This is a genomic window from Streptomyces shenzhenensis (genome assembly GCF_003688995.1).
GTDB classification, from domain to species: Bacteria; Actinomycetota; Actinomycetes; order Streptomycetales; family Streptomycetaceae; genus Streptomyces; species Streptomyces shenzhenensis_A.
Window position 1 is genome coordinate 268,909 of sequence record NZ_PENI01000006.1, and the last position, 23,269, is coordinate 292,177.

23 protein-coding genes are annotated in these 23,269 nt (G+C 70.1%); 11 read left to right on the plus strand and 12 right to left on the minus strand.

What is annotated here, in order from left to right; all coding sequences use genetic code 11:
- Window positions 1-59: 59 nt before the first annotated feature.
- Window positions 60-1,568: a glycosyltransferase family 87 protein gene (locus CTZ28_RS13005; protein ID WP_183154374.1), complete on the plus strand. Its 1,509-nt coding sequence runs from the start codon at window positions 60-62 to the stop codon at window positions 1,566-1,568.
- Between the two features lie 113 nt (window positions 1,569-1,681).
- Here the strand turns inward: CTZ28_RS13005 and CTZ28_RS13010 are convergent, their stop codons facing one another.
- The 3 genes from CTZ28_RS13010 to CTZ28_RS13020 form a co-directional block, all read right to left on the minus strand.
- Entirely contained in the window at window positions 1,682-2,713 is a 1,032-nt protein-coding gene (locus CTZ28_RS13010; RefSeq protein WP_121889496.1) for an alanine racemase, read from the minus strand.
- Between the two features lie 83 nt (window positions 2,714-2,796).
- Entirely contained in the window at window positions 2,797-3,918 is a 1,122-nt protein-coding gene (gene femX, locus CTZ28_RS13015) for a peptidoglycan bridge formation glycyltransferase FemX (RefSeq protein ID WP_121889497.1), read from the minus strand.
- A gap of 179 nt (window positions 3,919-4,097) precedes the next feature.
- The gene (locus CTZ28_RS13020; protein WP_121889498.1) at window positions 4,098-4,409 is read right to left on the minus strand and encodes a hypothetical protein; all 312 of its coding nucleotides are present in this window, start codon (window positions 4,407-4,409) and stop codon (window positions 4,098-4,100) included.
- A 265-nt stretch (window positions 4,410-4,674) separates the two neighbouring features.
- Here CTZ28_RS13020 and rpsF point away from each other — a divergent pair, with 265 nt between their 5' ends.
- From rpsF to rplI, 4 genes are all read left to right on the plus strand, one after another.
- The gene (gene rpsF, locus CTZ28_RS13025; RefSeq protein WP_004985983.1) at window positions 4,675-4,965 is read left to right on the plus strand and encodes a 30S ribosomal protein S6; all 291 of its coding nucleotides are present in this window, start codon (window positions 4,675-4,677) and stop codon (window positions 4,963-4,965) included.
- Between the two features lie 72 nt (window positions 4,966-5,037).
- Window positions 5,038-5,637: a single-stranded DNA-binding protein gene (locus CTZ28_RS13030; protein ID WP_121889499.1), complete on the plus strand. Its 600-nt coding sequence runs from the start codon at window positions 5,038-5,040 to the stop codon at window positions 5,635-5,637.
- A 57-nt stretch (window positions 5,638-5,694) separates the two neighbouring features.
- Window positions 5,695-5,931 (plus strand): 30S ribosomal protein S18, encoded by a 237-nt coding sequence (rpsR, locus tag CTZ28_RS13035; RefSeq protein WP_003949403.1) that lies wholly within the window; start codon window positions 5,695-5,697, stop codon window positions 5,929-5,931.
- A gap of 18 nt (window positions 5,932-5,949) precedes the next feature.
- A complete protein-coding gene (gene rplI, locus CTZ28_RS13040; RefSeq protein ID WP_121889500.1) occupies window positions 5,950-6,396 on the plus strand; it encodes a 50S ribosomal protein L9 in 447 nt (148 codons plus the stop codon).
- A 147-nt stretch (window positions 6,397-6,543) separates the two neighbouring features.
- Here rplI and CTZ28_RS13045 read toward each other — a convergent pair whose 3' ends face one another.
- Complete coding sequence (locus CTZ28_RS13045) at window positions 6,544-7,881, minus strand: MATE family efflux transporter (RefSeq protein WP_121889501.1); 1,338 nt, start codon at window positions 7,879-7,881, stop codon at window positions 6,544-6,546.
- Window positions 7,882-8,343: 462 nt separating this feature from the next.
- Between CTZ28_RS13045 and dnaB the strand changes: the two genes are divergently transcribed.
- Complete coding sequence (gene dnaB / locus CTZ28_RS13050; RefSeq protein ID WP_310887605.1) at window positions 8,344-10,755, plus strand: replicative DNA helicase; 2,412 nt, start codon at window positions 8,344-8,346, stop codon at window positions 10,753-10,755.
- A gap of 24 nt (window positions 10,756-10,779) precedes the next feature.
- On the opposite strand, the gene CTZ28_RS13055 is transcribed toward dnaB, so the two are convergent.
- Entirely contained in the window at window positions 10,780-11,325 is a 546-nt protein-coding gene (locus CTZ28_RS13055; RefSeq protein ID WP_220795327.1) for a MarR family winged helix-turn-helix transcriptional regulator, read from the minus strand.
- 148 nt (window positions 11,326-11,473) lie between these two features.
- On the opposite strand from CTZ28_RS13055, the gene CTZ28_RS13060 reads away from it, so the two are divergent.
- Both CTZ28_RS13060 and CTZ28_RS13065 read left to right on the plus strand, forming a co-directional pair.
- Window positions 11,474-12,670, plus strand: coding sequence for an FAD-dependent monooxygenase (locus tag CTZ28_RS13060; RefSeq protein ID WP_121889503.1), 1,197 nt, complete (start codon window positions 11,474-11,476; stop codon window positions 12,668-12,670).
- A gap of 138 nt (window positions 12,671-12,808) precedes the next feature.
- Window positions 12,809-14,194: a serine hydrolase domain-containing protein gene (locus CTZ28_RS13065; RefSeq protein ID WP_121889504.1), complete on the plus strand. Its 1,386-nt coding sequence runs from the start codon at window positions 12,809-12,811 to the stop codon at window positions 14,192-14,194.
- Between the two features lie 52 nt (window positions 14,195-14,246).
- Here CTZ28_RS13065 and CTZ28_RS13070 read toward each other — a convergent pair whose 3' ends face one another.
- Window positions 14,247-14,699: a GNAT family N-acetyltransferase gene (locus CTZ28_RS13070; RefSeq protein WP_121889505.1), complete on the minus strand. Its 453-nt coding sequence runs from the start codon at window positions 14,697-14,699 to the stop codon at window positions 14,247-14,249.
- Between the two features lie 9 nt (window positions 14,700-14,708).
- Window positions 14,709-15,167 carry a MarR family winged helix-turn-helix transcriptional regulator gene (locus CTZ28_RS13075; protein ID WP_121889506.1) on the minus strand — a complete coding sequence of 153 codons (459 nt, stop codon included), beginning with the start codon at window positions 15,165-15,167 and terminating at the stop codon, window positions 14,709-14,711.
- Between the two features lie 141 nt (window positions 15,168-15,308).
- Here CTZ28_RS13075 and CTZ28_RS13080 point away from each other — a divergent pair, with 141 nt between their 5' ends.
- Together CTZ28_RS13080 and CTZ28_RS13085 are read left to right on the plus strand one after the other, a co-directional pair.
- Window positions 15,309-16,526: an MFS transporter gene (locus tag CTZ28_RS13080; protein ID WP_121889507.1), complete on the plus strand. Its 1,218-nt coding sequence runs from the start codon at window positions 15,309-15,311 to the stop codon at window positions 16,524-16,526.
- 58 nt (window positions 16,527-16,584) lie between these two features.
- Window positions 16,585-17,007 carry a GlcG/HbpS family heme-binding protein gene (locus CTZ28_RS13085; protein ID WP_121889508.1) on the plus strand — a complete coding sequence of 141 codons (423 nt, stop codon included), beginning with the start codon at window positions 16,585-16,587 and terminating at the stop codon, window positions 17,005-17,007.
- Between the two features lie 75 nt (window positions 17,008-17,082).
- Here CTZ28_RS13085 and CTZ28_RS13090 read toward each other — a convergent pair whose 3' ends face one another.
- Window positions 17,083-17,949, minus strand: coding sequence for a GNAT family N-acetyltransferase (locus CTZ28_RS13090; RefSeq protein ID WP_121889509.1), 867 nt, complete (start codon window positions 17,947-17,949; stop codon window positions 17,083-17,085).
- A gap of 444 nt (window positions 17,950-18,393) precedes the next feature.
- On the opposite strand from CTZ28_RS13090, the gene CTZ28_RS13095 reads away from it, so the two are divergent.
- Entirely contained in the window at window positions 18,394-19,953 is a 1,560-nt protein-coding gene (locus CTZ28_RS13095) for a globin domain-containing protein (protein ID WP_121889510.1), read from the plus strand.
- 4 nt (window positions 19,954-19,957) lie between these two features.
- Here the strand turns inward: CTZ28_RS13095 and CTZ28_RS13100 are convergent, their stop codons facing one another.
- The 4 genes from CTZ28_RS13100 to CTZ28_RS13115 all read right to left on the minus strand — a co-directional run bounded on the left by CTZ28_RS13100 (window position 19,958) and on the right by CTZ28_RS13115 (window position 23,269).
- A complete protein-coding gene (locus CTZ28_RS13100; RefSeq protein ID WP_121889511.1) occupies window positions 19,958-20,440 on the minus strand; it encodes an NUDIX domain-containing protein in 483 nt (160 codons plus the stop codon).
- A gap of 86 nt (window positions 20,441-20,526) precedes the next feature.
- Window positions 20,527-21,432, minus strand: a complete 906-nt coding sequence (locus CTZ28_RS13105; protein WP_121889512.1) for a LysR family transcriptional regulator — start codon at window positions 21,430-21,432, stop codon at window positions 20,527-20,529.
- Window positions 21,433-21,632: 200 nt separating this feature from the next.
- Window positions 21,633-22,781 carry a cystathionine gamma-lyase gene (locus tag CTZ28_RS13110; RefSeq protein WP_121889513.1) on the minus strand — a complete coding sequence of 383 codons (1,149 nt, stop codon included), beginning with the start codon at window positions 22,779-22,781 and terminating at the stop codon, window positions 21,633-21,635.
- Complete coding sequence (locus CTZ28_RS13115) at window positions 22,778-23,269, minus strand: low molecular weight protein-tyrosine-phosphatase (RefSeq protein ID WP_121889514.1); 492 nt, start codon at window positions 23,267-23,269, stop codon at window positions 22,778-22,780. Before CTZ28_RS13115 ends, CTZ28_RS13110 begins: the two co-directional genes overlap by 4 nt.

Below are 23,269 nucleotides of genomic sequence, written 5' to 3' on the forward strand. Positions count from 1 at the left end.
ACCCACGAGGTGCGGCGGCCCTCGGCGTGTTCCCAGGCGCGTACGGCAGGATGTGCCCCATGCCCAGTGCAGAAACGACGCCCACAAGCGTGCACGAGCCGGAGCCGGTGCGGCCGACCAGGGAAGACAGGGTCGCCGCGGCCGGCAGTGAGCTGATCGGCGGCCCCATCGGATGGCGTGCCCTGCTCGGCACGTCCTGGTGGACGCCCGTACGGGTGGTCGCGCTGGTGGCGATCGGGATGTTCGCCCTCGGCCTGGTCCAGAAGGCGCCCTGCTACAACGGCGCCTGGTTCTTCGGCGCCAGTTCGCAGTACACGCACGCGTGCTACTCGGACATTCCGCACCTCTACCAGGGGCGCGGCTTCGCCGACGGGCTCGTGCCCTACTTCGACAAGCTCCCGGGCGACATGGACTACCTCGAGTACCCGGTGCTCACCGGTGTGTTCATGGAGGTGGCCTCCTGGCTCACGCCCGGCAGCGGCAGCATCCAGCACCAGGAGCAGTGGTACTGGTTCGTCAACGCCGGAATGCTGATGGTGTGCGCGGCCGTCATCGCCGTCTGTGTGAGCCGCACACATGCCCGGCGCCCGTGGGACGGTCTGCTGGTCGCCCTAGCGCCCGCCTTCGCGCTGACCGCCACCATCAACTGGGACCTGCTGGCGGTGGCTCTGACGGCCGCGGCGATGCTGATGTGGTCCCGGGGCCGTTCCCTCGCCTTCGGTGTCCTCCTGGGACTCGCCACGGCCGCGAAGCTCTATCCCGTGCTGCTGCTCGGCCCGCTGTTCGTCCTGTGCTGGCGCGCGGGCAAGTGGCGGGACTTCGGCAAGGCCCTGGGGGGCGCGGCGGTCGCCTGGTGCGTCGTGAACCTGCCGGTGATGCTCTTCGCCTTCGAGGGCTGGTCGAAGTTCTACACGTTCAGCCAGGAGCGGGGGGTGGACTTCGGCTCGTTCTGGCTGATCTGGGCCCAGAACTCGGGCCACCCGCCCACCACCGAGACGGTCAACACGCTCGCCATGGTGCTGATGCTGCTGTGCTGCGGCGGCATCGCGGCGCTCACCTTCGTCGCCCCGCGCCGGCCCCGTTTCGCGCAGCTCGCCTTCCTGATCGTGGCCGCGTTCATCCTCACCAACAAGGTCTACTCGCCGCAGTACGTCCTGTGGCTGGTGCCGCTCGCCGTACTGGCCCGGCCCAAGTGGCGGGACTTCCTGGTCTGGCAGGCGTGCGAGGTGGCGTACTTCCTGGGGATCTGGATGTACCTCGCCTACACGACCAGCGGAGACGCCCACAAGGGCCTGCCCACCCAGGGGTACCACTGGGCGATCGCGGTGCATCTGCTGGGCACGCTGTTCCTGTGCGTCATGGTCGTGCGGGACATCCTCATGCCGGAGCGGGACGTGGTGCGCCGGGCCGGTGACGACGACCCCTCGGGCGGGGTGCTCGACGGGGCGGAGGACGTCTTCGTCCTCGGCGGCGCGGCCCATCCGGCGCGGCACGCCGTCCACTTCGACGTGCCACAGGTGGAGTGGGGAAGCCAGGGACCGTCGGTCTCCACGGACCGTTCGCTCTGAGCGAACCCCACCCGTGGGGTGGGCGGGCCACACGGTGGTACCAGGGCACGGAAAGGGCCGTACACGGAAGTCCGTGTACGGCCCTTCGGCTGTCCGGGGCGGCGGAGACCGGCTCAGCGGTCCATCAGCCGGTCGAACTGCGTGGTGGTGTGCCGCAGATGGGCCACCAACTCCTCACCGACCTGCGGCTCGGGCGCGTCCGACGGCACGAACAGGATCGACACCTGCATGTGCGGCGGCTCGGCGAACCAGCGCTGCTTGCCGGCCCAGACGAACGGCGAAAGGTTCCGGTTGACGGTGGCGAGACCGGCCCGTGCGACGCCCTTGGCGCGCGGCATGACGCCGTGCAGCGCCTTGGGGGCCTCAAGACCCACCCCGTGCGACGTACCGCCCGCCACGACCACCAGGAAGCCGTCGGAGGCCGCCTTCTGCTGGCGGTAGCCGAAGCGGTCGCCCTTGGCCACGCGCGTGACGTCGAGGACCGCGCCACGGTACTCGGTGGCGTCGTGGTCCCCCAGCCACAGCCGGGTGCCGACGCGGGCGCGGAAGCGGGTCTGCGGGAACTGCTGCTGCAGCCGGGCGAGTTCCTCGGCCTTCAGATGGCTGACGAACATCGTGTGCAGCGGCAGCCGCGCCGCGCGCAGCCGGTCCATCCAGCCGATGACCTCCTCGACGGCGTCCGAGCCGTCGGTGCGGTCCAGCGGCAGATGGATGGCGAAGCCCTCCAGCCGGATGTTCTCTATGGCGGCGTGCAGCTGCGGCAGCTCCTGCTCGCTGATCCCGTGCCGCTTCATCGAGGACATCACCTCGATCACCACGCGGGCGCCCACGAGGCCGTACACGCCGTCCACGGACGACACCGAGCGGATCACCCGGTCGGGCAGCGGTACGGGCTCCTCGCCGCGCCGGTAGGGCGTCAGCACCAGCAGGTCACCACCGAACCAGTCCTTGATCCGTGCGGCCTCGTACGTCGTGCCGACGGCGAGGACGTCGGAGCCCAGCCGGGTGGCCTCCTCCGCCAGACGCTCGTGCCCGAAGCCGTAGCCGTTGCCCTTGCAGACCGGGACGAGTCCCGGGAACTGCTCCTGCACGTGCTTGTGATGCGCCCGCCAGCGCGCGGTGTCGACGTAGAGCGTGAGCGCCATGGCCGGACCTGGAACCTTTCTCGTGGCTGCGGTGTATCAGAGGGACGAGAGCTGTCGACGGTATCGAAGCCCCCGGCGCGCGGTCAGCGGCGCGACATGTAGATGTCGAGCGCCTTGTGGAGCAGCTTGTTCAGCGGGAAGTCCCACTCGCCGAGATACTCGGCCGCCTGGCCGCCGGTGCCCACCTTGAACTGGATCAGGCCGAAGAGGTGGTCGGTCTCGTCCAGCGAGTCGGAAATCCCGCGCAGGTCGTAGACGGTCGCGCCGAGCGCGTAGGCGTCGCGCAGCATCCGCCACTGCATCGCGTTCGAGGGCCGGACCTCACGGCCGATGTTGTCGGAGGCGCCGTAGGAGTACCAGACGTGTCCGCCGACGATCAGCATCGTCGCCGCCGACAGGTTCACTCCGTCGTGCCGGGCGAAGTACAGCCGCATGCGGTTGGGGTCCTCGGTGTTGAGGGCGGTCCACATGCGCTGGAAGTACGACAGCGGGCGGGGCCGGAAGTGGTCGCGCACAGCGGTGATCTCGTACAGCCGCTGCCACTCCTCCAGGTCGTGGTAGCCGCCCTGGACGACCTCGACACCGGCCTTCTCGGCCTTCTTGATGTTGCGGCGCCACAGCTGGTTGAAGTTCTTGTGGACCTCTTCGAGGGAGCGGTTGGCCAGCGGCACCTGGTAGACATAGCGGGGCTGGACGTCGCCGAAGCCGGCGCCGCCGTCCTCGCCCTGCTGCCAGCCCATGCGGCGCAGCTTGTCGGCCACCTCGAAGGCGCGCGGCTCGATGAAGTCGGCCTCGATGTCACGCAGTCGCTTCACGTCCGGGTTCTGGATGCCCTGCTTGATGGAGTTGGCCTCCCAGCGCCGGATGATCACCGGCGGGCCCATCTTCACGGAGAACGCGCCCTGCTGCTTGAGGTGGGCGAGCATCGGCTGGATCCAGTCGTCCAGATTCGGCGCGAACCAGTTGATGACCGGACCCTCGGGGAGATAAGCGAGATAGCGCTTGATCTTCGGCAGCTGACGGTAGAGGACCAGTCCCGCGCCGACCAGTTCGCCCGTGCGGTCGTCGAACCAGCCGAGGCTCTCGGAGCGCCACTCCGCCTTGACGTCGGCCCAGGCCGGGACCTGCATGTGACTCGCCGCCGGCAGGCTCTGGATGTAGGCCAGATGCTGCTCGCGGCTGATGGTCCTCAGGGTCAGGCTCATTCGGGGCGCTCCTCGGGCTGGTGTGTCCCCCTGGGTACAGGGGCTCCGGCTCTCGCGCCGAAGCCTACTGCGCCTTCCTGGCGCCCCGTCTGGCCGCACGGAACCTTCGCCCCGGCCTGTGGGCCGCCGGTGCGTTCCGAGTTGCTTCACGTGCAGTTCGGCCGATGGTGCCGGCAGGGTCAGAGGACGCCGCCGAACAGGCCGCCGTGCGCCATGCCGATGAAGAAGCCGACGCCCGCGGCACCGAGACCCAGGATCAGACCGAAGCGCTCACGCGTGGTCTCCGAGACCCACTGCCCGTAGGCGCCGACGACGATGCCCGCCAGGCCGGTCCAGGAGCTGAGCAGGTGCAGGCTGTGGAAGAACGACGTGATGAAGGCCGTCAGCCCGAGCACCAGCGTCACCGCGAGCAGGGCGTCCTGGAGCGGATGGCGCTTGTCGTCGGTGGCGAAGAGGGATCCGGCGGTGTTGGGTCGCAATGCCTGTGCCATGGGGGCACCTCCTGCGGAAGGCGGCGCATCGTAGCGCCATACACACCCGATGTGTACAGATTGACGGCCCCCGCGACCGGATTTCAACCGGAAGCCGGTGTGCGGGTAATGTGTACCGTCTGCACGGTGTCTGCCCGGACCGCGGCGGGGGAATCCCGGCGGGACCCCCCGACTGTCAGTGGTGGCCGATACCGTTGCGCACGCATCACAACCCTCCTGCCACGGAACGACCGTGGCCGCTGAGTCCAGAGGAGGTGGGTTCCACATGCGTCACTACGAGGTGATGGTCATCCTCGACCCCGATCTTGAGGAGCGCGCTGTCTCCCCGCTGATCGAGAACTTCCTGTCCGTCGTCCGTGACGGCGGCGGCAAGGTCGAGAAGGTCGACACCTGGGGTCGTCGTCGTCTCTCGTACGAGATCAAGAAGAAGCCCGAGGGCATCTACTCGGTCATCGACCTGCAGGCCGAGCCTGCGGTCGTCAAGGAGCTCGACCGCCAGATGAACCTGAACGAGTCGGTCCTCCGGACCAAGGTCCTCCGCCCCGAGACCCACTGAGCTCCCGCTCGGTCGACTTCGGGATTCGAGTAGCAACCAAGCAGCCAGAGAAAACCCGCCGAGAGGTTCCCCATGGCAGGCGAGACCGTCATCACGGTCGTCGGCAATCTTGTCGACGACCCCGAGCTGCGCTTCACCCCGTCCGGTGCGGCGGTCGCGAAGTTCCGTGTCGCGTCCACTCCCCGCACCTTCGACCGTCAGACCAACGAGTGGAAGGACGGCGAGAGCCTCTTCCTGACCTGCTCGGTCTGGCGTCAGGCGGCGGAGAACGTCGCCGAGTCGCTCCAGCGAGGCATGCGCGTCATCGTGCAGGGCCGGCTGAAGCAGCGGTCCTACGAGGACCGTGAGGGCGTCAAGCGCACGGTCTACGAGCTGGACGTCGAGGAAGTCGGCGCCAGCCTCCGCAACGCCACGGCCAAGGTCACCAAGACCTCCGGTGGCGGCCGCGGCGGCCAGGGTGGTTACGGCGGCGGTGGCGGCCAGGGTGGTGGCGGCGGCTGGGGCGGCGGCCCCGGTGGCGGCCAGCAGGGCGGCGGCGCTCCCGCCGACGACCCGTGGGCGACCAGCGCTCCCGCCGGCGGCAACCAGGGCGGCGGTGGCGGCGGCTGGGGCGGAGGCTCCGGCGGTGGCCAGCAGGGCGGTGGCGGCTACTCGGACGAGCCCCCCTTCTAGGTCTTCGGACCAGGGGTGGGCCGCACCCACACTTCTTGATCACACAGGAGAAACACCATGGCGAAGCCGCCTGTGCGCAAGCCTAAGAAGAAGGTCTGCGCTTTCTGCAAGGACAAGGTCACGTACGTGGACTACAAGGACACGAACATGCTGCGGAAGTTCATTTCCGACCGCGGCAAGATCCGTGCCCGCCGCGTGACCGGCAACTGCACGCAGCACCAGCGTGACGTCGCCACGGCCGTCAAGAACAGCCGTGAGATGGCGCTGCTGCCCTACACCTCCACCGCGCGCTAAGGGAAGGGTGACCGACTCATGAAGATCATCCTCACCCACGAGGTCTCCGGCCTGGGCGCCGCGGGCGACGTCGTCGACGTCAAGGACGGCTACGCTCGCAACTACCTGATCCCGCGGAAGTTCGCGATCCGCTGGACCAAGGGCGGCGAGAAGGACGTCGAGCAGATCCGCCGTGCGCGCAAGATCCACGAGATCCAGACCATCGAGCAGGCCAACCAGATCAAGGCCCAGCTCGAGGGCGTGAAGGTCCGCCTGGCCGTCCGCTCCGGCGACGCCGGCCGTCTCTTCGGTTCCGTCACCCCGGCCGACATCGCCTCCGCGATCAAGGCTTCCGGTGGCCCCGAGGTCGACAAGCGCCGTATCGAGCTGTCTACCCCGATCAAGACCCTGGGCGCCCACGAGACGTCCGTGCGTCTGCACCCCGAGGTTGCCGCCAAGGTCAACATCGAGGTCATCGCGGCCTGACCGCGCTCGGCCTGAGCAGTCACGAAGGGGGCCGCACCCGGCAAGGGTGCGGCCCCCTTCCGCGTGGTCGCATATGGGTCGATCGACGGTGAGGCGGACGTGTTTCACGTGAAACAGGGCCACCCCGCGGTGTTTCACGTGAAACGGTCAGCGGGTGGCGCCCGTGATGATCCACCGGCCCGATCGGGAACGCAGCCAGAGCGTCAGCATCCGCACCGTCATCATCAGCGTCATGGCGGCCCAGATCGCGGTGAGCCCACCGCCGAGCGCAGGGACGAGCAGGGCGACAGGGGTGAAGACCGCGAGCGTGAGCACCATGGCCCCGGCGAGATACGGCCCGTCCCCCGCGCCCATCAGAACGCCGTCCAGAACGAAGACGACGCCGCAGACCGGCTGGGACAGCGCCACGACGAGCAGCGCGGGCAGCGCAGCGTCCCGGACGACGGAGTCGCCGGTGAACAAGGGCAGAAAGACCGGCCGCGCCACGATCACCAGCAGCCCCAGGGCCACCCCGACCGCTGTGCCCCACTGCACCATGCGGCGGCAGGCCTCGCGGGCTCCCTGTGGATCGTCCGCCCCCAGATAGCGGCCGATGATGGCCTGGCCGGCGATCGCTATGGCGTCGAGGGCGAAGGCCAGCAGGCTCCAGAGCGACAGGACGATCTGGTGGGCGGCGATGTCGGCATCCCCCAGGCGTGCCGCGACGGCAGTGGCAATCATGAGAATCGCCCGCAGCGAGAGCGTACGGACGAGCAACGGGACCCCGGCTTGTGCGGAGGCTCTGATGCCGGCGGCATCGGGCCGCAGCGGTGCGCCGTGCTCACGCGCGCCCCGGACGACCACGACGAGATAGATCGCTGCCATGCCGCACTGGGCGATGACCGTGCCCCAGGCGGATCCGGCGATGCCGAGCCCGGCGCCGTAGACGAGTCCGGCGTTGAGGGCCGCGTTGGCGACGAAGCCCGCCACGGCTACATAGAGCGGGGTCCTTGTGTCCTGGAGCCCGCGCAGGACACCGGTGGCGGCGAGCACGACCAGCATGGCCGGGATGCCGAGGGAGGAGATGCGGAGGTAGGTCGTCGCATACGGTGCCGCGGTGGCCGAGGCGCCGAAGAGGTCCACGATGGCGGGGGCCAGCGGCAGGACGACGGCGATGACGGCGAGTCCGAGCAGCAGCGCCAGCCAGATGCCGTCCATGCCCTGACGGATGGCGGCCTGGAGATCGCCCGCGCCGACCCTTCGAGCCACCGCGGCCGTGGTGCCATAGGCGAGGAAGACGAAGATGCTCACGGCGGTCGTCAGAAGTGCCGAGGCGACGCCGAGACCGGCGAGCTGGGCCGTGCCCAGATGGCCGACGATCGCGCTGTCCGCCATCACGAACAGGGGCTCGGCGACCAGCGCGCCGAAGGCAGGGACGGCCAGTGCGACGATCTCTCGGTCGTGCTGCCGACGGGTGGCCCTGGGTATCGCGGGAGCCTGTGACATGGGCGCTAATCTAATCGTCCACAGGTAAGAGATGCAAACCGTTTGTGGTCCTTACTTTGAATCTCACGGAGTGTGCTCTCGTACACAGTTCGAGCCGATCTTGGTCCGACTGGGGAAGTTTTTCTTCTGCACAGCCGGTGGATGGGAAAACCGCAGGTCAGATTCCCTTTTATAGGAAGGGTGGGGGCTTGTTCACAGGGCTGTCCACCGCGTCGTGCACAGGTTTTGCCAGGTTCTCCACAGCATCGGGGCCGTCGTCCACATGGCCTGTGGATAACCAGATTGGCTGACGGTGCTGAGAGGCCTAACGTGGTCCGGCGCCCGCTCGCCTCACCGACCTCGGAACCCTCACAAAACCGACCCGGGAGAACCGGAGTTGGGCCGTCCTATTTGTCAGTGCCGTGCCGTAGAAATGAGGGGCACGGTGAGGTCCGCGCGCGGCGGACGGGAGGAGGTGGCTCGGTGAGCGTTTCCGAGCCCTTGGACGACCCGTGGGCCGACAGCGGGCCCAGTGATCGTCTGCCCGCTTCGCGTCGTCGCGGTGACACCGGACCGGGCCGGGGAGAGCAGCACGAACGGGGCCGGGAGAGCGGTGGCTGGGACGGCGGCGGTTCGTCGTTCGAACGCGTTCCGCCGCAGGACCTCGATGCCGAGCAGTCCGTCCTCGGCGGCATGCTGCTGTCCAAGGACGCCATCGCCGATGTCGTCGAGGTCCTCAAGGGCCATGACTTCTACAAGCCCGCGCACGAGAAGATCTACCAGGCGATCCTCGACATCTACGCGAAGGGCGAGCCGGCCGACCCCATCACGATCGCCGCGGAGCTGACCAAGCGCGGCGAGATCAACAAGGTCGGCGGCGCGTCGTATCTGCACACCCTCGTCCAGACCGTGCCGACGGCGGCGAACGCCGAGTACTACGCGGAGATCGTCCATGAACGGGCGGTCCTGCGCCGGCTGGTCGAGGCCGGCACCCGCATCACCCAGATGGGATACGCGGCCGACGGCGACGTCGACGAGATCGTCAACCAGGCCCAGGCCGAGATCTACGCGGTCACCGAGCAGCGCACCAGCGAGGACTATCTGCCGCTCGGCGACATCATGGAGGGCGCCCTCGACGAGATCGAGGCGATCGGCTCGCGCAGCGGCGAGATGACGGGCGTGCCCACCGGGTTCACCGACTTCGACTCCCTGACGAACGGTCTGCACCCGGGACAGATGATCGTCATCGCGGCGCGGCCCGCCATGGGCAAGGCGTTGGCTCTCGACACCCCGTTGCCGACGCCGGACGGCTGGACCCGGATGGGCGAGGTCGCGGAGGGCGATCTCCTGCTGGGCGCGGACGGCAGACCGACCCGGGTCGTCGCGGTGACCGACGTGATGATCGACAGGCCCTGCTTCGAGGTCGTCTTCGACGACGGCAGCCGGATCGTCGCCGATGCCGATCATCAGTGGCTCACGGACACCCGTGCCTCGCGTCGCTCTCCGCGCGTTCCGGCGGCCGTCAGGACGACGAAGGAGATCGCGGAGACGGTTCGCTGCGTCACCGACGACGGACGGCTCAACCACAGCGTCCGGAACGCCGCCCCGATGGAACTGCCGGCCAGGGAGCTTCCGGTTCCGCCTTACGCCCTGGGCGACCGGCTCGGTGACGGCAGCGGCGCCGCAGCGCCGATCACGTCCGCCGGTCCGGAAGCGCCCGGGCGCATCGCCGCCGAGGGGCTCGGGGACGTCCTGGGCGACAAGCGCATCCCTCGGGCGTATCTGAGGTCCTCCGTCGCGCAGCGCCGAGCTCTGCTCGCCGGGCTGCTGGACACCGGCGGTACGGTGACCGACGCGGGCTCGGTGCAGGTGACGCTCACGCAGCGGAATCTGGCCCAGGACGTCCAGGAACTCGTCCTCAGCCTCGGCTATCGGTGCGGCATCGCCGAGCGCTCGGTCGGAGGGCGCACGGAGGAGGCTTCGTCGACGGCGTACGACGTCGGCTTCACGGCCACGGACGACGTGTTCGGTCTTGCCGGCAAGCGGCAGACGCACGCGGAACGACGGCCTCCGCTGGCGCCCGAGGCCGAGCAGCGATTCATCACCGAAGTGAATCCGGTGGACTCCGTACCGGTGCGCTGTGTCCAGGTCGACAACGCGGATCATCTCTACCTGGCCGGCCGTTCCATGGTTCCCACGCACAATTCCACGCTGGCCCTGGACTTCGCACGGGCCGCCTCGATCAAGAACAACCTGCCGAGCGTGATCTTCTCGCTCGAAATGGGCCGCAACGAGATCGCGATGCGTCTGCTGTCCGCCGAGGCACGGGTCGCCCTGCACCACATGCGGTCCGGGACGATGACCGACGAGGACTGGACCCGGCTGGCCCGCCGGATGCCGGACGTCTCGGCCGCCCCCCTCTACATCGACGACTCCCCGAACCTGTCGATGATGGAGATCCGCGCCAAGTGCCGCCGGCTGAAGCAGCGCAACGAGCTCAAGCTGGTCGTCATCGACTACCTCCAGCTGATGCAGTCCGGTGGTTCCAAGCGGGCCGAGAGCCGTCAGCAGGAGGTCTCGGACATGTCCCGTAACCTCAAGCTGCTCGCCAAGGAGCTGGAGCTTCCCGTCATCGCGCTCTCCCAGCTCAACCGTGGCCCCGAGCAGCGCACCGACAAGAAGCCGATGGTCTCCGACCTGCGTGAGTCCGGCTCCATCGAGCAGGACGCCGACATGGTCATCCTGCTGCACCGCGAGGACGCGTACGAGAAGGAGTCGCCCCGTGCGGGGGAGGCGGACCTGATCGTCGCCAAGCACCGAAACGGCCCCACGGCGACCATCACGGTCGCCTTCCAGGGCCACTACTCCCGCTTCGTGGACATGGCCCAGACCTGACCCGGTCGGTGTGGGCCCTCGGGTTCAGTCGCGTTGCGGGGCGCGGTCCTGGGCGTCGAGGTGGGCGAGGTGGGCGGCGACGTCGTCGGCGAAGCGGCCGAGCAGCCTGCTGAAGGCCCGGCGGTCCTCTGCCGACCAGTCGGCGAGGGCCTCGTCGAAGACCCCGAAGACTGTGTTCAGATAGCGCTCGACGGTGGCGGTCCCCTCCGGGGTGGACTCGACCAGGCGGGCCCGCTGGTCGTCGGGGTCGACGACGCGGCGCGCCAGCCGACGCCGCTCCAGTTCGTTCACCTGCCGGGTGACATGCGGGCCGACCACCTGCATGCGATGCGCGATCTCGCCGACGCGCAACGGCTTGCCGGCCATGCGCAGCTGCAGCAGGACGTTCATGGAGGGCTGGTCGAGCCCGGGGGCCGCCTGCTGCATGGCGCGTTCGACCAGGCTGCCGCGGCTCATTGCGGTTCCCACCTGAGACAGGCGCGGGACCAGGGCCATCAGATTGAACTCGCCGTCGTCGCCGGCACCCTCGGTGCGGGACGGAGAGGCGTGGTCGTTCGGGGTGCTGTCCATCTCACCTTCAATAGATACCAACGTTAGGTATATGATTCCCCTGGGCGTCGTTCCGCACAGCAGTCCACTGCGCCCACAAATAAGATACCAAAGTTAGGCATCTGGCTGCCCCGGCGCATCGGCGCAGTGCGGCCAGGAAGGATCGGCCATGACCGAGACACATCACCACCTCCCCAACCGCTCCGTCCTCGTCTCCGGCGCGAGCATCGCCGGCCCCGCGATCGCGTACTGGCTGCACCGCTACGGTTTCGACGTCACCGTCGTCGAGAAGGCGAGCGCCGTGCGCGGTGGCGGCTACCCCATCGACATCCGCGGCACCGCCCTGGAAGTGGTGCGGCGCATGGGTCTCCTGCCCCGGCTGCAACAGGCCCACGTCGCCACCCGCCGTCTCACCTTCCTGGACGCCGACGGCGGAACCGTCGCCGCACTGCGCCCCGAGGTCCTCGCCATGGGCGCCGACGGCGACCTCGAGGTCCGGCGCGGTGACCTGACCGAGGTCCTCTACGACGCCGTCCGCGACTCCGTGGCGTTCATGTTCGACGACTCCATCACCGCCCTCGACGACCGTTCCGACGGCATCGAGGTGACCTTCCGCAGCGGCGCCCGCCGCACCTTCGACCTCGTCATCGGGGCCGACGGACTCCACTCCAACACCCGCCGGCTGCTCCTCGGCCCCGAGGAGCGCTTCCACCACTACCTCGGCCGCTGCTTCGCGGGCTTCACCATGCCCAACCACCTCGGGCTCGCCCACGAGGCGGTGCTGTGGAACACCCCGGGGCGGGCCGCCGTCCTCTACGGCGTCGGCTCCGGCGAGCACGTGCACGGATTCCTCGCCTTCACGCGCTCCGACCCGCCCTTCGACGCCTTCCGCGACCCCGACGCGCAGCGCGAACTGGTCGCGGCCACCTTCCCGGACGATCGCTGGGAGATTCCACGGCTGGTCGGTGCGATGCGCGCCGCCGAGGACCTGTTCTTCGACGTCGTCAGCCAGATACGGATGACGAGCTGGTCCCTGGGCCGGGTCGCGCTGGTCGGCGACGCCGCCTATGCGCCGTCCTTCCTGACGGGGCAGGGCACCAGCCTCGCCCTGGTCGGCGCGTATGTGCTGGCCGGCGAGTTGGCCGCGCACGCCGACCACATCCAGGGGTTCGCCGGTTACGAAAGGGTGCTGAGGCCGTTCGTGACCGTCAATCAGAACCTCGTCCACGAGCACGAAACGGGGGTCCTCCCCGCCACCGAGCAGGCGATCCGGGAGCGCAACGCCACCCTGCGCACCCTCTCCGCTCTCCCCGCCGACCGGCCACACGCCGCGTACACCGCCCTCACCCTCCCCGACTACGACTGACATACGGCTCCCGGTTCACCTCCTCCGCCTTCTGGGCCGGGCGAGGCTCTCGGTGATCAGCTGCCACCCCGGCCATCGCCCCCGCCCGCCGGAGAAATGAACTCGACGCGTGTGCCTCCAGCGGATGGACTGGGGGGCATGACGACATCTCCAGATGAACTGCTCCCCGCCACGCGGCGGGCGTTGCTGCACCGGATCGCCGTGGCGCAAGCCGAGGGGCGGGCGCCCTCGCTGGTGGCGGCGGTCGTGCGGGACGGGCGAACCGTGTGGCACGGGTCCCGGAGCTCGGTGGACGGGCACGCGCCGGACGAGAACGTGCAGTACCGCATCGGGTCCATCACCAAGACGTTCACGGCCGTTCTCGTGCTGCGGCTGCGCGACGAGGGAGCACTGGACCTCGGCGACCCGCTGGAGAAGCATCTGCCCGGCACCGGCGCGGGGGAGGCCACCATCGCCGAACTGCTCGCGCACACAGGAGGATTGGCGGCCGAATCACCGGCTCCCTGGTGGGAGCGGACCCCCGGCTCGCTGCGCCCCGAGCTGAGCGATGTCCTCGGTGAGAGGCCCCTCGTGCATCCGGTCGGCCGGCGCCACCACTACTCGAACCCCGGCTATACGCTGCTCGGCGCCCTGGTGGAGGAGGTGCGGGGCGCCCCCTGGGAAGAGGTGCTCCGCCGGGAGGTGCTCGAACCGCTGGGCCTCGACCGGACCGGTGCCCAGCCCCGGGCCCCGCACGCGGGCGGCTGGGCCGTCCACCCCTGGGCCGATGCCCTCCTGCCCGAACCGGTCGAGGATCTCGGCCGGATGGCACCGGCCGGTCAACTGTGGTCCACCACAGGTGACCTGGCGCGGTTCGCGGCCTTCCTCGCCGAGGGGGACGACCGGGTGCTGAGCGCGGACACCGTGCGTGAGATGCGGACGCCCGCCGCCCCGGCCGAGGCGGCCGCTGTCATGGACGGCGCCACCTACGGTCTCGGCATGCAGATCCAGCACCGCCATCAGCGGCTCCTGGTGGGGCACTCCGGGTCGCTTCCGGGCTTCCTGGCCAACCTCACGATCAGCGTCGCGGACGACGTGGCCGCCGTGGTGCTGGCCAACTGCACCTCCGGACCGCTGCTCGGCACGGTCGGCGCCGATCTCGTACGGATCGTGGCCGAGGCCGAGCCGAGGATCCCCGAGCCGTGGCGGCCGCTGCGCGAAGTCGATCCGTCGGTACTGGAGTTGGCGGGGCAGTGGTACTGGGGCACGCATGCCTACGGCCTGCGGGTGACGGCCGATGGGCGCGTCTCGCTGGGGCCGCTGTCCGGCAACGGCCGCAGTTCGCGCTTCCGGGCCAACGGTGACGGCACCTGGACCGGACTGGAGGGCTACTACCACGGCGAGCTTCTACGGGCCGTACGACGCCCGGACGGGTCGGTGAGCCATCTCGACCTCGGATCGTTCGTGTTCACGCGGCAGCCGTACGAGGACGGCGCCGCTGTGCCCGGCGGGGTGGATCCCGAGGGGTGGCGGGGGATCGGTTAGCCGGCCTTGTGTGGGGTGTCCTGTTTCACGTGAAACAGGACACCCCGGTGGCTCAGAGCTGACGTTTGAAACCCGTGTGCGAGGCGGTGAACCCGAGCCGCTCGTAGAAGCGGTGCGCATCGGTGCGGCTGTTGTCGGAAGTCAGCTGCACCAGCTGACAGTTCTGGCGCCGGGATTCCTCGATCGCCCACTCGATGAGCTGTGTGCCCAGACCGCTGCCGCGTGCGTCGGCGTGGATGCGTACGGCCTCGATGATCGACCGGACGGCTCCGCGCCGGGACAGCCCCGGAACGATCGAGAGCTGGAGCGTGCCGACGACGTGGCCCTCCCGCACGGCGACGACCAGATGCTGGTTCGGGTCGGCGTCGAGCCGTTCCAGCGCGGCCAGATACGGGGTGGGATCGTCCGGGGACTCCCGCTGAGCCCCCAGCGGGTCGTCGGCGAGCATGCCGACGATGGCGGGGATGTCGTCGGCGACGGCGGCACGTATCTCGAGATCTGCCATGCCCGCACCCTATGCGGGCACGTTCAGTGACTCCACGACGCGTACGAGCGGGGCCAGCTCGGGGTGGGTGGCCGCCTCGTCGAGGGCCTCGCGCAGGGCGGCGTCATTGGTCGGCCGTGCCTCCGTGAGCAGGGCGAGCCCCGCCTCGGTGACGTTCGTGTAGATGCCGCGGCGGTCCGTCGGGCACAGATAGCGCTCCAGCAGACCCCGGTCCTCGAGCCGGGTGACCAGCCGGGTGGTGGCGCTCTGGCTCAGGACCACCGCATCGGCGACCTGCTTCATCTGCAGATGGCCCCCGTCGCCGTCGTGCTGCCGGCTGAGCACGTCGAGCAGCGAGTACTCGCGCACGCTCAGTCCGTGTCCGGCCTGCAGGGCGCGTTCGATGTGCGTCTCGATCCTCCCGTGCAGCAGGGAGAGGGCGCACCAGCCCTGGGCGAGGGCGGTGAGCGAGGGGTCGGTCGCTGTCATGGGCGTTTCCTCCGTCCCGGAGCGGCTGAGACCAGGATAGAGCAGCCCCGCAATTGCCTGCGGTTGCACATAGCCCGCGTCTGCAACTATTGTGAACGCACGTAAAGCGCACCTGCAATCGTTTGGGAAGGGTTGTCCCCCATGCCTCTCGCGCTCCTGGCCCTCGCGATCGGGGCCTTCGGGATCGGCACGACCGAATTCGTGATCATGGGCCTGCTGCCCGAGGTGGCGGGCGACTTCGGCGTCTCCATCCCCACCGCGGGCCTGCTCGTGACCGGCTACGCCCTCGGCGTGGTGATCGGCGCCCCGCTGATGACCGTGCTCGGCACCAAGATTCCGCGCAAGCGGATGCTGATGCTGCTCATGGGCCTGTTCATCGCGGGGAACCTGCTGTCCGCCCTCGCCCCGGCCTTCGCGGTCATGCTGATCGGCCGAGTGGTCGCCTCCCTCGCCCACGGGGCGTTCTTCGGCATCGGGTCGGTCGTCGCCGCGGAGCTGGTCGCCCCCAACAAGAAGGCCGGGGCCATCGCGATGATGTTCACCGGGCTGACCGTCGCCAATGTGATCGGTGTCCCGCTGGGCACGCTCATCGGGCAGCACGTCGGCTGGCGGGTGACCTTCGGGATCGTCGCGGCCCTCGGCGTCGTCGGCCTGGCCGGCATCGCCCGGCTGGTCCCCGAGATGCCCAGGCCCGAAGGGGTGCACCTGCGCCACGAACTGGCCGCCTTCAAGAACGCCCAGGTCCTGCTCGCCATGGCGATGACCGTCCTCGGCTTCGGCGGAGTCTTCGCGGCCATCACCTACATCGCGCCGATGATGACGCGCATCGCCGGCTTCGCCGACGGCTCCGTCACCTGGCTGCTGGTGCTCTTCGGCCTCGGCATGGTCGCCGGCAACCTCATCGGCGGCAGGTTCGCCGATCGCGCCCTGATGCCCATGCTGTACATCTCCCTGGGCGCCCTGGCCGTCGTGCTCGCCCTCTTCACGGCCACCGCGCACCACAAGATCGCGGCGGCCGTGACCATCGCGCTGATCGGCGCCCTGGGCTTCGCCACCGTGCCGCCGCTGCAGAAGCGCGTCCTCGACCAGGCGCACGGCGCTCCCACGCTGGCCTCGGCCGTGAACATCGGGGCCTTCAACCTGGGCAACGCCCTCTCCGCCTGGCTCGGCGGCATCGTGATCTCCGCGGGCTTCGGCTACACCGCCCCCAACTGGGTCGGCGCCGCGCTCGCCGCGGCCGCGCTGCTGCTCGCCTTCCTCTCGGCCGCGCTGGAGCGCCGGGAACGCCGGGCCACCACCCTCGGCACCGCGGTGGCGGACGGCACGCCCGCTGCCCGGCAGTCGGCCGTCCACCACTGAGCCGACCCCGTCCCGGGGACCGCACGCCCTCTCAGGAACACCTCAAGGAGCCCCCCGAATGAGCACCACCGCCGCCGTCGCCCCGCTCACCACCCAGGACGCCGAGACCCTCGTCACCGCGGCCCGCACGGCCGCCGAGGCCGCCGGAGTCACCGTCAGCGTGACCGTCCTGGACGCGGGCGGTCATCTGCTCGCCTTCCGCCGGGACGACCGGGCGGTGCTGATCTCCGGAGAGACCAGCACCCGCAAGGCCTACACCGCGCTTCAGCTGAACGCGCCCACCGCCGACCTCGTCGACGCCGTACAGCCCGGCGGGCTCTTCCACACCCTGCCGACCGCTCTCGACCGGCCCCTGTTGTTCATCGCGGGTGGCATCCCGGTGCACCGCGACGGCCGGCTGATCGGTGCGATCGGCGTGGGCGGCGGCGCGCCCGAGCAGGACCACGGGTTCGCTCTGACCGCCGTGCAGGCGCTTGTCTGAGCGCGCCTCCCGTCATGGCGAACGCCGGCTCCCGCGACACAGCGGAAGCCGGCGTTCGCCGTCGGGCACCGTTCCTCAGCCCGCCGCCACCGTCAGCGGCGCGAACCGGCGGGTCCAGTCGCCGGGCAACTGCGTGCTGCCGTACGTCATCACCGCGTTGAAGGCCACGGACGCCAGCCCGCGTTCCTTCGCCCAGGCCAGCAGCTCCTCGTGCCGTACGTCGATGTCGGTGCGCAGCGGGCGGTCGGTGTGGGCGGCGAGCGCGGAGATCAGGGCCTTCGCGGTCTCCGTGTCACGGGCGATCAGCGGACCGACGACATGGGTGTCCATATTGGGCCAGGCGGCCGCGTACCCGATGATCCGGCCGTTGTCCTCGGCGACGCAGAGCCGGTCGGCGAAGGCGGGCAGCCGGGTGATGACGGGGGTGCGGTCGGCACCGAACACCTCCTCGTCGAGCCGGACGATCGAGGTGAGGTCCTCGGCGGTGGCCGCACGGGTCGCCACCCGGGATGCCGGCCCCGCAGGGCTGAAGCGCCCGCGCACCATCTCCACGCGACCGGTGACCTTGAAGCCCAGCTCCTCGTACAGCGGGCGGCCGTACGGCGTGGCATACAGCGTCAGGGGTGTGGGCCCCATCGTCGATACGACGTGACGCATCAGCCGGCGCCCCACACCTCGGCGGGCGTGCCGCTCGGCGACCAGGACCATGCCGACGGCAGCCAGGTCGGGGCGCTCCCTGGGACCGTACTCGGTGACGACACAGGCGGCGACGAGACCACCGTCGGGGTCGTCGATGCCGTGCCCCCTTCCTGCCGTGAGGAGGAAGCCCCACTTGTGTTCCTCACGAGGCCACCCCCGATCCTCCGACAAGTCGGCGCAGGCGCTGAGATCGCGAGGCGTCAGGCGACGGATGGGCAAAGAGGCGAGGGAAGGTGTTGGCACGCAGGTCAGGCTGTCCGAACAGCACCCCTGACGTCTACCTGTTTCGGATAGACGCACGTTCTTTTGGCCACGGCCTGGTGATCGGCACAGTGCGCCGATAAGGGTGTTTCACGTGAAACCGGGAGCGGGCCCGGACGGCCTCCTGCATGCTGTACAGCGGCGGGCGGGATATGCCGGATGCCTATGAAATGGTGTCGCGCGCCCGGTAATTGAAGGTATCGATGGTTCGCCCCTTGTTCGAATCGTGAGGGAGGAAGGAAGGACTTGTGTGCACGGCGGCTGCCGGTAGGGTCGACTCCGGTTCATGTCCGGGGTGGGGTTCGCACCGCTCGGAACGGGACGCTGCGGTGGCCTCACCGGTCGCCGGGGCGAAGGGGAGAAGGCAGGCCGTCCGCGGGGCAAGCAGGCACCTCCGATCGAGGAAGTGCGCGGACCGACCGAAAGATGTTCGAGGCGAGGCACACCATGGACGCTCCGACCACCACGTCGGCCGACAACGGCTCTTCCAGCGGGAGCGGTTGGTTCACGCCCCGCAGATTGCCGCCGATCGCGCCGTCGGACGGCGATCAGCAGCCGTCGGAGGTCCGCCGCCCGGCGGTGCTGCGACCGGTGGGCCGGCGCAAGCCGGCGAACCGTGAGCACCCGCCGGTGAACGTCCCCGCCGCTCCTGCCACCGGCCGTGCGCCCTCCGACCCGTCGGCCGTCGGCTCGGCGCCGGCAGGCTCGGCGCCCCCCGGCCCGCCGACCGCCGCGGCCGAAGCCCCGGAGTCTGCGGGGCGAATACCGGGGCCCGGTCCCTCACCCTTCGCGGCGCCGACCGCCCCGCCCGAACCGTCGCCGCGTGAACCGCGGGTGCCCGAGCAGCGTTCCGTGCCCGTCTCCCCGCAGGCCTCCCCGGACGCCCTTCTCATCCGTCGCACCATGGCCGAGGTCGACCCCGTCGCCGACAAGGTCACCTCGTACTTCTATGCGCTCCTCTTCGTGCGCCATCCCGATCTGCGGTCGCTGTTCCCGCCCGCGATGGACACCCAGCGGGACCGGCTCCTGAAGGCGCTGCTGACCGCGGCCGAGCACATCGACAACACCCCTGTCCTCGTCGACTATCTGCAGAACCTCGGCCGTGGCCACCGCAAGTACGGCACCCGGGCCGAGCACTACCCGGCCGTCGGCGAGTGCCTCATCGGCGCGCTGAGCAAGTACGCCTCCGCCGTCTGGGACGGGGAGGCGGAGGCGGCGTGGGTGCGGGCGTACACGATGATCTCGCAGGTGATGATCGATGCCGCGGCCGTGGACGAGCTGCGGGCTCCGGCCTGGTGGCAGGCGGAGATCGTCAGCCATGAACTCAGGACGCCCGACGTGGCGGTCGTCACCGTCCGGCCCGACCAGCCCTACCCCTTCCTCGCCGGGCAGTACACGAGCCTGGAGACCCCCTGGTGGCCCAGGATCTGGCGGCACTACTCCTTCGCGTCCGCGCCCCGCTCGGACGGGATGCTGACGTTCCATGTGAAGGCCGTCCCCGCGGGCTGGGTCTCGAACGCCCTGGTGCACCGTGCCCGCCCCGGTGACACCATCCGGCTCGGCCCGTCGGCCGGCTCGATGACCGTCGACCACACCACCGACAGCGGTCTGCTCTGCCTCGGCGGCGGCACCGGCATAGCGCCCATCAAGGCGCTCGTCGAGGACGTCGCCGAACACGGCGACCGCCGCCCGGTCGAGGTGTTCTACGGCGCCCGCACCGACCAGGACCTGTACGACATCGACACGATGCTCCGGCTCCAGCAGGTCCACCCCTGGCTCTCGGTCCGGGCGATCATCGACCAGCAGGCACATCTCCAGCTCCCCGACGCCATCCGGGAGTACGGCCCCTGGAACGAGTACGACGCCTATCTCTCGGGACCGCCCGGGATGATCCGCAACGGCGTCGCCATGCTGCGGAACATCGGCATCCCGGCGGAGCGCATACGGCACGACTCGGTCGAGGAACTCGTCGCCGTGGAGGACTGAACCGTCAGCCGAGATCGGGGGCGTGCATGGCGCGTACCCCCTCGATATTGCCGTCCAGATAGTGCCGCAGCGACAGCGGCACGAGATGGACGGAGGCGATGCCGACACGGGTGAACGGCACACGCACGATCTCGTACTCGCCCAGGGGCTCGTCCACTTCGGGGCCATGGCGCAGGGCCGGGTCCATGGACTCCAGGCGGCAGACGAAGAAGTGCTGCACCTTCACACCCGTCGCGCCGCCGTCCTCGCCGATGTGCTCCACGGTGTCCACGAAGCAGGGCACCACATCGGTGATCTTGGCGCCGAGTTCCTCGTCCACCTCACGGTGCAGGGCGTCGACGACGGTCGTGTCCTTCGGCTCGACCCCGCCACCGGGGGTGACCCAGTAGGGATCGACTCCGGGCTTGGTGCGCTTGATCAGGATCAGGTCGTCGCCGTCCAGCAGGACGGCGCGGGCGGTGCGCTTGACCACGGGTCGGACGGTCATGGAGGAAATGTGGCCCGGCTGGTTCCACGTGAAACATTGCAAAGTGCCACGGGCCGACCGCACGGTGTGACCCGGCCACCGGCCGTTCAGTCCCAGTCCGTGGCCGCCCGCTGAAGCCACTCGTGCGCCCGTGCGATGTGCGGCATGGCGAGGGTGCCGGTGCGCACCGCCAGGAAGTACGTCCGCAGCGGCGGCACCGCGGGCTCGTGCAGCGCGACCACCTCGCCCCGGTCGAGGGCGGAGGCGCTCAGATAGCGGGGCAGGACAGCCAGGCCCGCGCCCGCCGTCGCACACGCGAGGACCGCCCGAAGATCGGGCACGATCACGGTGCCCGAGGCGGCCGGGCGGCAGTCGAAGACGGAGGCCCAGTACCGGGAGACGAACGGCAGCGACTCATGGACCTCGACGACGGGCAGGTCCTCCAGGGCGGGCGCCCCCTTGCTGCGCAGCTGCCCCGAATCGATCTCCTCGGCCCAGCGCGGGGCGGCGACCAGCACATGCTCCTCGTCGCACAGCGGCGTCGCCGTGAGCAGGGCGCCGCGGGGGCGGGCCGTGCCGATGGCCAGATCATGGTGTCCGGCGGCCAGCCCCTCCAGGGTCTCCTCCGCGTTGCCGAAGGACGCGCGGAGAGCGAATCCCTGCCCGTCGTCGCCGGTGAGTTCGGTGAGCGCCGGGAGCGCCCGTTCGGCGGTGAACTCGGGCGGGCCGGCCAGATGCAGGGTGCGCAGGGAGGACTCGTCGTCCAGGCCGGTCTCGGTGATCTCCACCAGGGCGTCGAGATGCGGGGCGGCCTTGTGGGCGAGCTCGTCCCCGATGGTCGTCGGGGTCACCCCGCGCGCCTGCCGCAGGAACAGCGGGCGGCCCAGCTGCCGCTCCAGGGTCCGGATCTGGGAGGTGACCGCCGGCTGGGACAGGCCCAGCAGTGCGGCGGCGCGGGTGAAGGAGCCGGCCCGGTGCACGGTCACGAAGGTGCGCAGCAAGGCCAGGTCCATGGCACGCCCTCCCTTTTCCTGCCCCTCTCGCCGTCCCCCCGGGCAGGGCCCAACTATAAATAAGTCGATAGGTCGCTGTCGCTACTGTGATTGGACACTGACACAGAGTCAACTAGCCTTGTTGGCGCGGTTCTTCGCGCGCGGAACCGCGGCGGTCCGAGCCACGAGGGGGGAGGCTCGGACCGCCTTTCGTCATCCGCTCACGCGGCGGACTCGTCCAGTGCGCGGAGCAGATCGGCCACCAGATCCTGCGGGTCCTCGGCGCCGACCGACAGCCGGATGAAGCCCTCCGGGACCGGGTCTCCGCCCCAGCGGCCACGTCGTTCGGCCGTGGACCGGACCCCGCCGAAGCTCGTCGCGTCCTCGACGAGCCGCAGCGCCGCCAGGAAACGTTCGGCACGCGCGCGCGTGGCCAGCGTGAAGGAGACCACGGACCCGTAGCGCCGCATCTGCTGCGCGGCGACCGGGTGCGCGGGGTCGTCGGGCAGCCCCGGATAGCGCAGCCCGGTCACCTCGGGCCGCTCCCGCAGCGCCCGGGCCACGGTGAGCGCGGAGGCGTCCTGCCGGTCCACGCGCAGCTGGAGCGTGGCGATGGAACGGTGCGCGAGCCACGCCTCCATGGGCCCCGAGATCGCTCCGACGATCTTGCGCCAGCGGCGCACGGCGGACATCGCCTCGGGATCGCGCCCGACGACATAACCCAGGAGCACGTCCCCGTGGCCGGTGAGCTGCTTGGTGCCGCTGGCCACCGAGAAGTCCGCGCCCAGCTCCAGCGGGCGCTGTCCCAGCGGAGTGGCCAGGGTGTTGTCGACGGCGACCAGGGCGCCACGCGCGTGTGCCGCCTCGGCCAGGCGGCGGATGTCGCACACGTCGAGCCCGGGGTTCGACGGCGTCTCGAGCCACAGCAGCTTCGCCCCGTCCAGCGCGTCGAGCTGGGCGTCACCGGCGGTCGGCGCGGTGCGCACCTCGATGCCGTACGCCTCCAGCTGGGCGCGCACCAGCGGCAGCGCCTGGTAGCCGTCGGAGGGCAGCACGACCGTGTCCCCGGCGCGCAGCTGCGAGAAGAGCACCGACGAGACGGCCGCCATGCCGGAGGCGAACACGAGCGTCTCGGCATCGTCCTGCCCGGGCGCCTCCAGCTCGCTGACGGCGCGCTCCAGCAGCGTCCAGGTGGGGTTGTCGTCACGGCCGTAGGAGTAGGGGCCCGTCACCTCGCCCGGCAGATGGAAATGGGCGGCGAAGACCGGTCCGGGCAGCGTCGGCTCGTGCTTGACCGGCTCGGGCAGTCCGGCGCGGACCGCGCGTGTGCCGTCGCCGGGCCGGCCGTCGTCCGTGCTGGTGTCGCTCATGCGGCCCGTCCCTCCAGGTGTTCGCGTACGGCGGCGAGCAGCCCGGTGCTCGCCGCCTCCACTCTCTCAAGGCACTCCGCGAAGCCGTCCAGCCCCCCGTAGTACGGGTCGGGCACGTCGAGGTCGTCCCCGGCACCGGGGTCGTACGAGCGCAGCAGCCGCACCTTGCGCGCGTCCTCCTCCGTGGGTGCCATGCGGCGCAGGGCCTTGAGGTGTCCGGAGTCGAGGGCGATCACGAGGTCGAGCCGGGAGAACCACGACGGATCGAACCGCCGGGCCGTGTGGTCGATGTCATAGCCGTGCTCCTCCAGGACGGCGACGGCGCGTGGATCGGCGCCTTCGCCCTCGTGCCAGCTGCCGGTCCCGGCGCTGTCGACCTCGACCAGGTCCGTGAGTTCCGCCTCCGCCGCGCGGGCGCGGAAGACGGACTCGGCCATCGGGGAGCGGCAGATGTTGCCGGTGCAGACGAAGCAGACGCGGTAGGTCAT